A 13,341-nucleotide genomic window follows, 5' to 3' on the forward strand; every position below is an offset into this window, starting at 1 on the left:
ATGGACGAAGATTTATCAATAATAAATGCAAACACTAGAAACGAAAAAATTAAGAACTTTTTTGTTAATAACAAAAAGGTTCTAATTTCTTCAGTTATTGTTTTAGTTTTGATTGTAATAGGTGTTTACAGTTATGATAAATATACAACTGATAAAAAAAGACAGATATCTGATAATTTTAATGCAATTACTATTGATCATTCTGAAAGTGCTAAAGAGACAACTTTAAATAAATTATTGGAGATAATTAATCAAAAAGATCCAACTTATTCTCCACTCTCTCTTTATTTTATAATTGATAACAATCTCCTTTCTGATCAAAGCAAGGTTAATAAATTATTTGATGTCATAATCGATGAAACATCACTAGATAAAGAAATTAAAAATTTAGTTATCTATAAAAAGGCACTATTTAATGCAGATCAGGCAAATGAAGCTGATTTACTAAATATGCTAAATCCATTAATTAATTCAGAAAGTGTATGGAAATCGCACGCATTATACTTAATGGCTGAATATTTTTATGCTCAAGATCAAAAACAAAAAGCAAAAGAATTTTTTCAACAAATAACGACTTTAGAAAATCCAAATCCAGATATAAGAATAGAATCAGAGAAAAGATTAAACAGAGATTTGAGTGATTAGACTATTAGCATTATTTATTACATTTTTTCTTTTAAATAATTGTTCTTTCAATGAAAATTCAAGAATTTGGAAAGACAAGGAAAAAGATTTATCAGAAAAAGAAAATGTAAAAAAAATATTTGCAGAGGAAGAGGTAAAAGCCTCTGAATTTAATCAAGAAGTTAAACTTGATTTATCTGGATTAAGAACAACCAACAAAATAATAGATAATACTAACAACTACGGTGCTCAAAGCTATGAGGGTCAATTAGAAAAAATTGGTAGTTTTAAATTTTCAAAGTTAGATGAAATAAATAATCTTAATTACAAGCCAATTTTCCTATCAGATGGATTAATTTTCTTTGATAAAAAGGGTACAATTATTAGATACGATAATAATAAAAAAGTGTTATGGAAAAAAAATCATTACACCAAGTCAGAAAAAAAATTAAGACCTAAGTTAAATTTTGCAATTAAAGAAAACAATATTTTAGTAACGGACAGTATTGCTAAATATTATTCGATTAATCTTGAAACAGGTGAATTGAATTGGACAAAAAATAACACCTATCCATTTAATTCAGATATCAAAAGTTATAAAAACAATATTTTTGTAGTTGATTATAAAAATACTTTGAGATGTTATAAAATTGAAGATGGATCTGAATGTTGGAATTTACAAACAGAAGATTCTTTTACAATATCAAATGCAAAATATTCATTAATTGTAATTGATGAAATGGTGGTGTTTAGTAACTCAATTGGAGATATCACGGCAGTTGATGTTGAGACTGGATTAATCACTTGGCAGCTACCAACGCAAAGCAGCAGTATTATTAATGAAACTTATAATTTTAAAATATCAAAACTAGTATCAGATGGAAAATCTATCTTTTTTTCAAATAATAAAAATGAATTTTATTCAGTAGATGTTAAAACAGGAGTAGTTAATTGGATAAATGATTTAAATTCTAACATTACTCCTATAATTACTGGTAATTTGATTTTTACAGTTTCTAATGATGGATATTTGCATGTAGTTGAAAAAAACAAAGGTAACATTCTTAGAATTACAGATCTTTTTAAAAATTATAAAATTAAAAAAAGAAAAGAAATTGAACCAGTTGGTCTTGTTATAGGTAATACCAATCTATATTTAACAAATTCTGATGGAAAAATAATAATTGCTGATTTAAGTGAAGGAAAAGTTTTAAACGTAGAAAAAGTTTCTGGAGATATTGTTTCAGAACCATTTATATTTAATAATAATTTGTATGTAGTTAGAAACGGTTCTATCGTACAATACAATTAAATATGATCTTGAAATTTTTAGAAAAGATCGGAAGAAAAAAAGTAGTTCTAGATAGAGGACCGTCACACCCAAAATTTGATCAAGCAAAACCGTGGATGAATAGATATTATGTGATATTCAGAAATAGACCTAAATGGTTTCCATTTAATATATTAATTCACGAAATGTTAGATGATGATCATGGTGATGGGGTGCATAACCATTTATGCCCATACATTACAATAATTTTAAGAGGAGGGTACTGGGAAACAACAAAAAATGGAAGGTTTTGGAGAAAGCCTGGATACATTGGTTTTAGATCGGCAAATGCTTTTCATAGAGTTGACTTAGCACCAGGCACAAAACCAATGACAATATTTATTCCAGGACCATTTGGTTTACGAAAAGGACCACGATCAGAATATGGCATCGATTTTAAAACTAAAAGAAGTTAATGGCCCTATCTTTTGAAAAAGAATTTATATCACACTGTAAAAAACAAAATTTAGAAATTAATCCTAGTCAGATAGATTTAATAAAAAAATTACAAGAATATTACGAGGGTAATTTCAAATCATTAATATCAAAAATTTTTCAAAGCCAATCTTTTAAAAAGGGGTTTTATTTATATGGAGATGTTGGTGTAGGCAAAACAATGATTTTAGATTTCTTTTTTGATCAAATAGATCACAAGAAATTAAGATTACATTTTAATGAGTTTATGTTGAGTTTTCATAATTTTGTTCATGAGCGAAAAGGTAGTAACCAAGAAAATATTATTAATGAATTTGTTAAAGATTTAAAATTAAAAGCATCATTAATTTATTTTGATGAGTTTCAGGTAACTAACATAGTTGATGCTATGATTTTAGGAAAATTATTTGATCAAATCTTTAAAGAAGATATAAAAATAATCGTAACCTCAAATACTAAAATCTCTGAACTTTATAAAGATGGTCTTCAAAGAGATCAGTTCAAACCATTTATAAAAATAATGGAGGATCAATCTTTTCAATACGAACTTGTAATTGAAGATGACTATAGAAAATCTAATAATTCACAAGATAGATACTTTTTTCCACTTGATGAAGAGACTAATTTTAAAATAAATAAATTTTTTAGAACTGTTACAAAAGATAAAAAAAAAACTGAGAAAATAATTAATGTAAAAGGAAGAAATTTTAAAATAGAAAATTTTTATGAAGGAGTGGCTAGATTTGATTTTAAAACATTATGTGATCAGAATTTAGGTGCAGAAGATTATTTAGAAATTATTAAAAATTGTGTTTTTATAGTTATCGATCAAATACCACAGTTTGATAATTTTAATTCTAACCAACAGCAAAGATTTATTACTTTATTAGATATAATTTATGATAATAATGTTCCAATTGCAGTAACAGCTAATCAAAGTTTGGATAAATTTACATCATCAAAACTATTAGAAAAACCATTTGAAAGAACAATCAGTAGATTATACGAATTAACATCTAAAGTGATGAATTCATGAAACAAGAATTTTTTAATCTTCAAATAAACACAAATGGTCAAAAGTTATATGAATTTACAGATCAAACTCTTAATTGGATAAATGAAAATAATTTTAAGAATGGAATTTTAAATTTGAGCATCCAGCATACCAGTGCGTCTTTAATTGTACAGGAGAATGCCGATCCAGATGTGCAAACTGATTTGATTAAATATTTTGATAAGCTGGCACCAATGGATAATTCGCTTTATGTTCATACAACTGAGGGTAAAGATGATATGCCAGCTCATATAAAATCTGTATTAACGAATAATCAAATTTCTCTTAGTATTAAAAATAAAGAATTATTACTTGGAACTTGGCAAGGTCTCTATCTGTTTGAACACAGATTAGAGTCTCATACAAGATCTATAATTCATCATTTTTTGGGAGAATAAGTTATTTTTTCTTCAGAGATTGAAATGCATCCAATGCAGCAGCTCTTGCTTTTTCATGAATAACTATTGGTTGTGGATAGTCTTTACCTATAATTGTTTTAATAGCTTCTTGATATTTGACTTCCATTTCCCAAGGTTTGTGAATAAATTTTGCAGGAACTTTATTTAATTCAGGAACCCATTTTTTTACATAAATACCTTCCTTGTCAAATTTTTCACCCTGAAGAATAGGATTAAAAATTCTAAAGTATGGTGCAGCATCAGCTCCACAACCAGCAACCCATTGCCATTGTGCAACGTTATTAGCTTTATTAAAATCAAGTAAGCAGTTTCTAAAATGCTTCTCTCCCTCTATCCAATTAATTCTCAAATGTTTTACTAAAAAGGATCCTACAACCATTCTAATTCTATTATGCATCCATCCAGTTTCGTATAATTCTCTCATACCGGCATCAACTATTGGATACCCTGTCATACCTTTTTTCCATGCGTTCAAAAATTTTTCATTTTTAACCCATGGGAATTTGTCAAATTCTTTTCGAAAGTTACCTTTTAAGAATTCAGGAAAATAATTAATTAGACTATGAGAAAATTCTCGCCAACCAAGTTCGTTTATATATTTTCTATATCCTATTCCTTTTGATTTTAGCTCACTACATTTTTTCCAAATTGTATTCACATGAATTTGACCAAATTTTAAATATGGGGATAACCTAGACGTACCATTTATAGAAGGGATATCTCTATTAGTCCCATAATCTTTAATTTTATTTTCTAACAAATCTTTTAGAATTTTTTGAGAGTCATTTTCTGAAACTTTCCAATACTTATCAAATTTTTCATACCATTTTTTATTTGGTAAAATATTTTTGAGATCTATAGAATTTTTAAAAAAATTGATGGCTTTAGTTTTCTTTTTTACAGTGTAATTTTTATTTGGAGGTTGATTTAGATAAATTTGTTCAGCAGTTCTCCAGAAAGGTGTAAATACTTTAAATGGTGTACCATCATTTTTAGTTACTTCTTGAAATTCATTTAAAATATTACCTTTAAAATATTTGTATTCTATTCCGTTTTTTATGAATAGATCTCTTATTTTTTTTCCTTTAGATATTATATCTGGTTCATAAATTTTATTCCAATAGATGCATACATCATCCTTTTTTTTAAGCTTTGAAAAAATATCTAACTCATCTCCTTTTAAAATTTCTAGATTGATTTTAAATTTTGAAAGTTCTGTTTTTATTGACTCTAATGATTTAAATAACCACCATTTCTGAGCTTCTCTTTTGTTGTCAAATTCATTATTGTTATAAATATATAACGCAATCACATTCTCATGATTATTAGTTGCAAAGGAAAGAGCTGGATTATTATCAATTCTAAAATCTTCTCTAATCCAAAATATTCCAGTGCTTTTCATTATAATTATTTTTGATTTACTAATTTTTGATACATTTCTTGATCGGTATCACCCTCACAACCAAAAATTAATACATTAGAATTTTCATTAAGATCAATTTTTGTCTTAATTGTTTCATCTTCACAGCTTGCAATTAAACTAATTACACCTGGTGCAGCATTTTCACCTGCTATTATACTCTCTTCACTAAAGCTTGCATTTCCAAGTAATTTCATAGTTTTTGCAATATCATCGTCAGGTAAACTTATACAGTGTTTAACTGAGTTTTTTAAGATTTCCCATGGCACAAGTGACACTTCTCCACACGACATCCCACCCATTAAACTTTCTCGTTTAATATCAATTTTTTCAATTTTTCCAGTTTTAATACTTTCCATTACGCAAGCTGCACTATCTGGTTCTACTACAATTATCGTAGGAATATTATCTAGGTATCTCGCTATCCCAGCTACCATTGCACCAGCCATACCACCGACACCAGCTTGTAGAATAATATGAGAAATTTTTTCATTTTTAATTTGTTCAGCTATTTCCTTCATCATTACTGAATAACCAGCCATTGTATACTTAGGCACTAGCATATAATCTTTCCAGGCAACATCCTGAACAATTTGCCAATTATTTTCTGTAGATTGTTTTATGCATTCAATCAAAGAATTTTCGTAATTGCCTTTAACTTTTATAACTTCTGCACCAAGTGCTTCCATAGCTTTGCCTCTTGCATCACTTACAAATTCACTTATAAAAATTTTACATTTTAAACCTAATCTTTTTGCACCCCAAGCAACAGACCTACCATGGTTTCCAGCTGTAGCAGTCGCTACGACTATTTCTTTATTTCCTTTGGTAACTTTTTCAACAGCATAAGCTCCTCCTAGGGCTTTGAAGGATTTTAAATTAAATCTTTTATTTTCGTCTTTATAAAAAATATTTTTTAAATTTAATTCTTTAGATAATTTGTTTAATTTAACTAGGGGTGTAGGGGAGTATCCTTCCCATTTTGAGATAGAATTGTAAGCATCATCTATATCTGTTGAGTTTAATGAGCTTAAGATTTGATCTCTATCAAATGAATATTTTTTATTATCAGCAAATTCAGTCAATTTCCATTGATGACCGTTAGATAAAATACTCATAAACTAACAATCTAATGTGTTATCTTTTTCCCATTTAGTGACTGCTTTGGCCTTGTCAAAACTTTCTTTTGATTTAAATTCTTTAATTTCTGTATCTCTTAATTTTATATAACTTGAAATAACATCTGATCCAAAAGCTTCATTCATACTTTTATTATCTTTTAATTGAGAAAGTGATTGATCTAACTCATCTGGTAATTTTGGTAAGTCAGGATATTTTGCAAAGTCTTCGTACATATTGCAATGCAAAGGATTGCCGGGATTGATTTTATTTTTGATACCATCTAAGCCAGCAGCCAAAATACTAGCTTGTAATAAATATGGATTAGCAGATCCATCCATTAACCTTAATTCAAATCTTCCTGGATCAGGAATTCTAATCATATGTGTTCGGTTGTTTCCAGTGTAAGAAATACTGCTTGGTGACCATGATGCTCCAGATTTTGTAGGTGGTGCATTAATTCTTCTGTAGCTATTAATTGTTGGATTAAAAAATGCCGACAACGATGATGCGTTTTTAATTACTCCACCTAAGAAATTATATGCAATTTTACTCAATCCAAGTTTATCAGATTTATCTAGAAACTTATTTTTCTTACCTTGCCAAACTGATACATGAGCATGACACCCATTACCTGTTAAATTGTTAAAAGGTTTAGGCATGAATGTTGCTCTTAATCCGTGTTTTTCAGCAATTGTTTTAACCATGTATTTAAAAAAGGTATGTCTGTCTGCAGTTTTTAAGCAGTCAGAGTAATCCCAATTCATTTCAAACTGTCCGTTAGCGTCCTCATGGTCATTTTGATAAGGACCCCATCCCATTTCAATCATGCAGTCACAAATTTCTTTAATTAAATCATATCTTCTCATCAATGCAGATTGATCATAACAAGGTTTTGATTGAGTATCTCTTGGATCTGCAATTGACTCTCCATCAGGTGATGTTAAAAAATATTCACATTCAACACCTGACTTCATTGTTAAATTTTGTTTTTTAAGTTTTTTAATTTGATTTTTTAACATTACTCTTGGCGATGCTTCCACTGGTTTACCGTTCATCCATAAATCAGATGCTAACCATCCAACTTCTTTATTCCATGGCAATTGAATCAAGCTATCAGGATCAGGGATCCCAAACATATCAGAGTCTGCTGGCGTCATATCTAGCCATGCTGCAAATCCAGCAAAACCAGCACCCGCAGTTTGCATTTCTTTGATTGCATGAGCTGGAACAAGTTTTGATCTTAAAACTCCAAAAAGATCTACAAAGCTAATTAAAAAATATTTAATTTTTTTTTGTTTTGCAATTTTAAATAAGTTTTTAGCCATTATTTAGCTTAACATAATTATTTAAAAAAAGATAAGATAGTTTCTTTATAATAAATCAAATTTACAACTATGATAATTATTATTGCTAAAATTACACCGTATTTAGCTTTAGGAAATGCAACTCCTCTCATTTTTGAGGGTCTTAATTCTTCATTTTCATCTGTCATAAAAAATTTAGATTAAAAAGGGCGCTATTAATTAAAACAGCGCCCAAATTTTTATTTTAATTACCAATCGGTAATATTGCTTTTATGATCGTTAGCACCATGTCTTTTCTTTGCTAATCTTGAAAGTTCATCACTTTCAGATTTTGCAGTTAAGACGTGCCAACCAATCCATAAAATTATAGCAATGATTACCAGTATACCTTCACTAGATCCAGCACCAGGGTAAACAGCACCAACTACTTCCTCAGCCGGCTTGTTAAGGTGATCTATCCAGTTTGTTACTGTAGCCATATATTTCTCCTTTACCTGGTTGCAGATGAAACTGCTTTCTCATCTTCTTTAGCAGCCTCCATCATTTCATAATCTAGTCCAGCTATTTCTACTTCTCGAGGGATTCTTAATTTACCCATACCGTGAAGCACTTTAGCTATGACATAGCCTGGTATTAGTCCAAGAACAACAAACATAATTATTGCTCCGATGAACTGTCCAAGAGGATTGATTGTTGCATAAGTAGTTCCATCCCACATAGCACCTACACTGTAACCAGATGAAGGGTATCCCCATAAAACAAAACCACAAATTACAAGACCAACAAATCCTGCATAACCGTGAACTGCTACTGCACCAACCGCATCATCGATTTTGAACTTACGTTCAACCCAGTAATGTAGTTTGTATGCAATCACAACACCGATCATACCGATGATCATTGATTGAATTGGATGATATAAGTCATTTCCAGCTGAAGCACAGATAACACCTGCTAGTCCACTAGAGTATGTCCAGAAAGGATCACCTTTAGCAATCCAATATCCGGCCAATAATCCTCCTGATAACGACATCAAGAAGTTAAAGGTAATACCACTAAGTGTAGTAGGAGTTACGTAAATGTTTGTAGCTGTCCAATAAGATATACCTTCCATTCCATATTCTGGACCTAAGTCGAAAATTGGAATGTTACATGCAGCATAAAATCCCCAGAAACCAGTATAAATTAAAAATAATCCAACTGTTACTAACCAAGGATTTCTAGGCCCTATGTTTCTAGGTTCACCACTTGATGAGAATTTTCCAATTCTTGGACCTAAAACCACAAGAACACCTAAAGCAAATCCACCTGCAATTGCGTGAATTACTCCTGATGCATATGCATCATGATACCCTAAAAGTTTTAACATCCATCCATCAAAGTGCCATCCCCAAGCAGCATCAATTGTCCAAAATACAGATCCGATTGCAATTGCTAGAATACCAAATGCAAAAGTTGTAATTCTTTCAATGATTGCTCCTGAAACGATAGAAGCAGCTGTCCAAGAAAACAGAAGGAAAGCAGCCCAGAAGACACCAGAAATGTGATCTCCTAGATTGATAGCCATAAGTTCACTTGTAGCTGTATACCAAGTAGCACTAAACGCAGACTCGTCTGTGATTAGAGCAGTACTCTCATTCATTATTGAAGGTGCTAATCCAGGTCCTGTTGGAAAAGCCCAGTAAATCCACCAACCAAATAAAAACCAAGTTACTGTTACCAAAGGTATCAGCATTGTGTTTTTCATAAGAGTATGTTGATGGTGTTTGTATCGAGAAGCTCCAACTTCATACATACAGAATCCAACGTGAATTAAGAACATCAGCACCACTGTTACCCAGTAGTAGAACTCTGTAAATATGGTAGTAAGAGCAGCTAACTGATCAGTCATATTCTCTCCCCATATTTGTTATCCTAAACCCTATAAAATTATTAGGTTACTTACAAATATAAAGAGAGACTAAAAACCTAGTGTGGTCACTAGGTTTTTAGAATTGAAATCAACTATTGATTGTTATTTAAAATTTTAGATATGCCTTTTTCAAATCAACAAGAGGATGTTTTGGAGACATTTGAAACTTAACCAGAAGCTCTCTTGCAATCATGTCTCTGTCTTGTTGATTGTTAGGAAGTTTAATTGATTTTGGAATTGTTACCCATCCATTTGCATTTCTACAAAACACTGCAGGTCTTCCTTCTTCGTAACCCATGTGAACATCTTCCAACCAATTTAAATCATCCCATCCCATTGCCTCAATATATTTTTTTAAGAATGGAGTTATTTTTTTATAATCAGGCAACAGGTTAACGTCGTATCTATAACCAATCGACTGGCCTATCATTTTTTCTCTAGCAGTTTGTTTTTTTACTCCAAACTTAACTTTTGAAACTTTAGCTTTCGATTTAGTTTTTTTAGTTTTCTTTTTAGCCATCGTTACCTCTTATATTTTATGATAGTTATCAACACCAACAGTGTAGTTTGTACCTGCAAGCGGAACTTTCGCTAATGCAGAAGCTTCAGAAGTTAAAGCCGCTAAATCTTCTGGTTCTAAAGAGTGAATATTCGTCTTACCACAAGCTCTAGCTAATAATTGAGCTTCCAAAGTCATTGAATGTAGATAGTTATATACTCTCAACGCTGCATCATCAGGATTTAATCTTGATCTTAATTTTGGATCCTGAGTAGCAACACCAACTGGACATCTTCCAGTATGGCAGTGATAACATTCCCCAGCTTTTACACCCATTTCTTTTTCGAAATCAGCTTCTGGAATATCTTTGTTGCAGTTAAGTGCAATCATTGATCCAGTACCTATAGCAATTGCATCAGCTCCAAGAGCTAAAGCTTTAGCCATATCAGCACCATCTCTTACACCACCTGCGTAGATTAACGTTACTTTTCCAGTTTTTCCCACATCATCAATTGCTCTTCTCGCTTCTCTAATAGCAGCAATTCCTGGAATTCCAGTATTTGCAGCAGCAATGTGTGGTCCTGCTCCAGTAGATCCTTCCATACCATCTAAATAAATAGAGTCTGGGTCACATTTTGCAGCCATACGCACATCATCATAAACTTTAGATGCACCAAGTTTTAATTGAATTGGAACTTTATTCTTTGTCAATTGTCTTAACTCTTCAACTTTTAGAGCTAAATCATCTGGACCTAACCAGTCAGGGTGTCTTGCAGGTGATCTTTGGTCAATACCAGATGGTAGTGATCTCATTTCTGCAACTTGGTCGGTTACTTTTTGACCCATTAAGTGTCCACCCATACCAACTTTTTGTCCTTGTCCAATAAATACTTCAATTCCATCAGCCAATTGAGCGTGATGAGGATTAAAACCATATCTTGATTGAATACACTGGTAATACCATTTCTCTGAATATCTTCTCTCATCTGGTATCATTCCACCTTCACCTGAACAAGTAGCGCTTCCTGCCATAGTAGCTCCTCTAGCTAAAGCAGTTTTTGCTTCATATGAAAGTGCACCAAAACTCATTCCTGTAATGTAAACAGGTATATCTAATTCAATTGGGTTTTCACATCTTGGACCAATTACAGTTTTAGTTTCACATTTTTCTCTGTAACCTTCGATCACAAATCTTGTAAGTGTCCCAGGCAAAAATACCAAATCATCGAATGTTGGAATTTTTTTCATTAATGCCATTCCACGCATTCTGTATCTTCCTAATTGAGATTTGATGTGAATGTCGTCTATTACTTCAGGAGTAAAAATAGCATTGTGTCCTAGTAGACTTTTATTTCTTTTACCTTCTTCATGAACATGAACATCAGCTTTTCCACCAACGCCTTTACCGTTCTTTTTATTTTTTTTCTTAGGCATTAAATTGCTCCCTTCTTCTCTGTAGGTTCTAAATTATCGTAATTCCAAAGTTTTTTACCAGCTACAATTTTTTTCATTTTACTAACGTCAAAATTTTCACCAATTTCAGCAACTTTTAATTTTCTTTTTAGCCAATCTTGGTCGCTTGCTGTTAATTCAGCGTCTACAGCATCACTACCATAAGATCCAATTTCTCCTCCTACGAATATTGTCCCATCGTACATTGAGTCGCCCAGGTTAATTCCAACATCTCCAAGAATTATTATTCTTCCTCTTTGCATCATAAAACCAGTGAAAGCACCTGCGTCACCACCAATAATGATAGTTCCACCTTTCATGTCAATACCAGTTCTAGCACCAACGCTACCTTTGCAGATCAAATCTCCACCTCTGATAGCTGCACCAAAACAAGATCCAGCGTTTTTCTCAATTACAACTTTGCCAGCCATCAAGTTTTCTGCACAAGACCAACCAACTCTTCCATTGATTCTAACAATTGGTCCATCACATGAACCAATTCCAAAATAACCTAAACTTCCTTCAAAAATTAAATTTAATTTATTAAGGATACCCACACCCAAACTATGTTTTCCTTGAGGGTTTTTGATTACAATTGTTCCGTAACCTTGGCTCATTAAATTATCAATTTCTTTATTAGCCTCTGCAGCAGTCATATCTTTAACGTCAAGATCAGTTCTTTTGTTAAAGTCTACGTCATAAGTTCCAAAGTAATAAAAATTCTCTGCCTCATCTGGGTTAAAGAATTTTTGTTGAGTTCTCCCTGTTAGAACTTCGGTATGCATACCCATTGATTGGGCTTTAGATTTTTTTGATACTGTTTTTAGATTTGCCATACTTTAACCTCCCCATCAAATGGATCATATGTGTCTATTTCTTGTGGTAACACTGATCTAATAGCTATCTCCTCTGATCCCATTGCAACTAAATCATCTGATTCATATAAAACTAAAGGTTTTGCAGCCATAGTGTCTTTAGCCATTCCTAAAGAGTCTTTTGTAGCAACAAAATAAGTAAATACACCATCTAAACCAGTTAAACTCTCTTTCATGCCTTCTTCTAAAGTTGCACCATCTCTCATTTTTTCTGCAAGATAAACTGCGATTAATTCTGAGTCACACTCAGACATAAATCTCATTCCTTTATTTTCCAACACTCTTCTGTTATTCCAATAGTTCGTTAATTGACCATTGTGAACTACAGAAACGTCACTAAAAGGATAGCCCCAGAAAGGGTGGGCAGATTTGATATCAACACCAGACTCAGTCGCCATTCTAGCATGACCTATTGCATGAGTTCCAACAACTTTATCTAGACTATATCTATCACAAACCATTTTTGCGTTACCTAAATCTTTAATAACTTCTAATGATTTACCCATAGATAAAATTTCTACACCTGGAATACTTTCTATTCTTTGAGAAAAATCTAACAAATCTTTTGTATTGTAATCAATCTCATATCTTAAAGAGTAGGGAAGTGTTCTTTCTTCTTTAACAACTTTTGCTCCCATCTCAGCTAGAGTTTGATCTACAACTTTTTTTCTTTCATCATATACAGAAACATCTTCCATAACAGACGAACTTCCTTCTCCAACGTTCTCACCAACTTTAAAACGCATGATGAAATTTTTGCCATCTGTATCTCCATACAAAGCATATCCAGTTGAGTCTTCACCTCTATGTTTTAACGCTTGAAGCATACCTTGTAATTCGCTTCCAACATTTGAGGATTTTCCTCTATGAATTAATCCTGCTATCCCACACATAT

The 13,341-nt window shown here is 31.7% G+C and carries 15 protein-coding genes; 5 read left to right on the forward strand and 10 right to left on the reverse strand.

Annotated features, from left to right (window positions below):
- From ACTTAS_RS00735 to ACTTAS_RS00755, 5 genes are read left to right on the forward strand one after another with little or no spacing between them, the layout of a single operon-like run.
- Entirely contained in the window at positions 1–645 is a 645-nt protein-coding gene (locus tag ACTTAS_RS00735) for a tetratricopeptide repeat protein (protein WP_440677974.1), read from the forward strand.
- Positions 638–1,936, forward strand: coding sequence for a PQQ-binding-like beta-propeller repeat protein (locus ACTTAS_RS00740; RefSeq protein WP_440677975.1), 1,299 nt, complete (start codon positions 638–640; stop codon positions 1,934–1,936). Before ACTTAS_RS00735 ends, ACTTAS_RS00740 begins: the two co-directional genes overlap by 8 nt.
- Before the next feature lie 2 nt (positions 1,937–1,938).
- Positions 1,939–2,370: a hypothetical protein gene (locus ACTTAS_RS00745; RefSeq protein ID WP_440677976.1), complete on the forward strand. Its 432-nt coding sequence runs from the start codon at positions 1,939–1,941 to the stop codon at positions 2,368–2,370.
- Positions 2,370–3,425: a cell division protein ZapE gene (gene zapE / locus ACTTAS_RS00750; protein WP_440677977.1), complete on the forward strand. Its 1,056-nt coding sequence runs from the start codon at positions 2,370–2,372 to the stop codon at positions 3,423–3,425. Before ACTTAS_RS00745 ends, zapE begins: the two co-directional genes overlap by 1 nt.
- On the forward strand, positions 3,422–3,841 hold the full coding sequence (locus ACTTAS_RS00755) for a secondary thiamine-phosphate synthase enzyme YjbQ (RefSeq protein ID WP_440677978.1): 420 nt from the start codon (positions 3,422–3,424) through the stop codon (positions 3,839–3,841). Before zapE ends, ACTTAS_RS00755 begins: the two co-directional genes overlap by 4 nt.
- 1 nt (position 3,842) lies before the next feature.
- On the opposite strand, the gene ACTTAS_RS00760 is transcribed toward ACTTAS_RS00755, so the two are convergent.
- From ACTTAS_RS00760 to ACTTAS_RS00805, 10 genes are all read right to left on the reverse strand, one after another.
- Complete coding sequence (locus tag ACTTAS_RS00760; RefSeq protein ID WP_440677979.1) at positions 3,843–5,264, reverse strand: cryptochrome/photolyase family protein; 1,422 nt, start codon at positions 5,262–5,264, stop codon at positions 3,843–3,845.
- Positions 5,265–5,269: 5 nt separating this feature from the next.
- Positions 5,270–6,400, reverse strand: a complete 1,131-nt coding sequence (locus tag ACTTAS_RS00765) for a diaminopropionate ammonia-lyase (protein WP_440677980.1) — start codon at positions 6,398–6,400, stop codon at positions 5,270–5,272.
- Between the two features lie 3 nt (positions 6,401–6,403).
- Positions 6,404–7,729, reverse strand: coding sequence for a type III glutamate--ammonia ligase (glnT, locus tag ACTTAS_RS00770; protein WP_440677981.1), 1,326 nt, complete (start codon positions 7,727–7,729; stop codon positions 6,404–6,406).
- A gap of 17 nt (positions 7,730–7,746) precedes the next feature.
- Positions 7,747–7,896: a hypothetical protein gene (locus ACTTAS_RS00775; RefSeq protein WP_262590388.1), complete on the reverse strand. Its 150-nt coding sequence runs from the start codon at positions 7,894–7,896 to the stop codon at positions 7,747–7,749.
- Positions 7,897–7,956: 60 nt separating this feature from the next.
- The gene (locus ACTTAS_RS00780) at positions 7,957–8,187 is read right to left on the reverse strand and encodes a hypothetical protein (protein ID WP_440614087.1); all 231 of its coding nucleotides are present in this window, start codon (positions 8,185–8,187) and stop codon (positions 7,957–7,959) included.
- Between the two features lie 11 nt (positions 8,188–8,198).
- Positions 8,199–9,599, reverse strand: coding sequence for an ammonium transporter (locus tag ACTTAS_RS00785; protein ID WP_262590390.1), 1,401 nt, complete (start codon positions 9,597–9,599; stop codon positions 8,199–8,201).
- A 127-nt stretch (positions 9,600–9,726) separates the two neighbouring features.
- Positions 9,727–10,140, reverse strand: a complete 414-nt coding sequence (locus tag ACTTAS_RS00790; RefSeq protein ID WP_075506197.1) for a hypothetical protein — start codon at positions 10,138–10,140, stop codon at positions 9,727–9,729.
- 9 nt (positions 10,141–10,149) lie between these two features.
- Entirely contained in the window at positions 10,150–11,553 is a 1,404-nt protein-coding gene (locus tag ACTTAS_RS00795; protein ID WP_440677982.1) for an FMN-binding glutamate synthase family protein, read from the reverse strand.
- Positions 11,553–12,407, reverse strand: coding sequence for a GXGXG motif-containing protein (locus ACTTAS_RS00800; protein WP_262590392.1), 855 nt, complete (start codon positions 12,405–12,407; stop codon positions 11,553–11,555). Before ACTTAS_RS00800 ends, ACTTAS_RS00795 begins: the two co-directional genes overlap by 1 nt.
- Positions 12,395–13,339, reverse strand: coding sequence for a glutamine amidotransferase (locus ACTTAS_RS00805; RefSeq protein ID WP_075506194.1), 945 nt, complete (start codon positions 13,337–13,339; stop codon positions 12,395–12,397). The genes ACTTAS_RS00800 and ACTTAS_RS00805 overlap by 13 nt, the downstream gene beginning before the upstream one ends.
- Positions 13,340–13,341 lie beyond the last annotated feature (2 nt).

Origin of the sequence: Candidatus Pelagibacter sp. HIMB1611 (assembly GCF_052047715.1) — a bacterium.
GTDB lineage: Bacteria > Pseudomonadota > Alphaproteobacteria > Pelagibacterales > Pelagibacteraceae > Pelagibacter.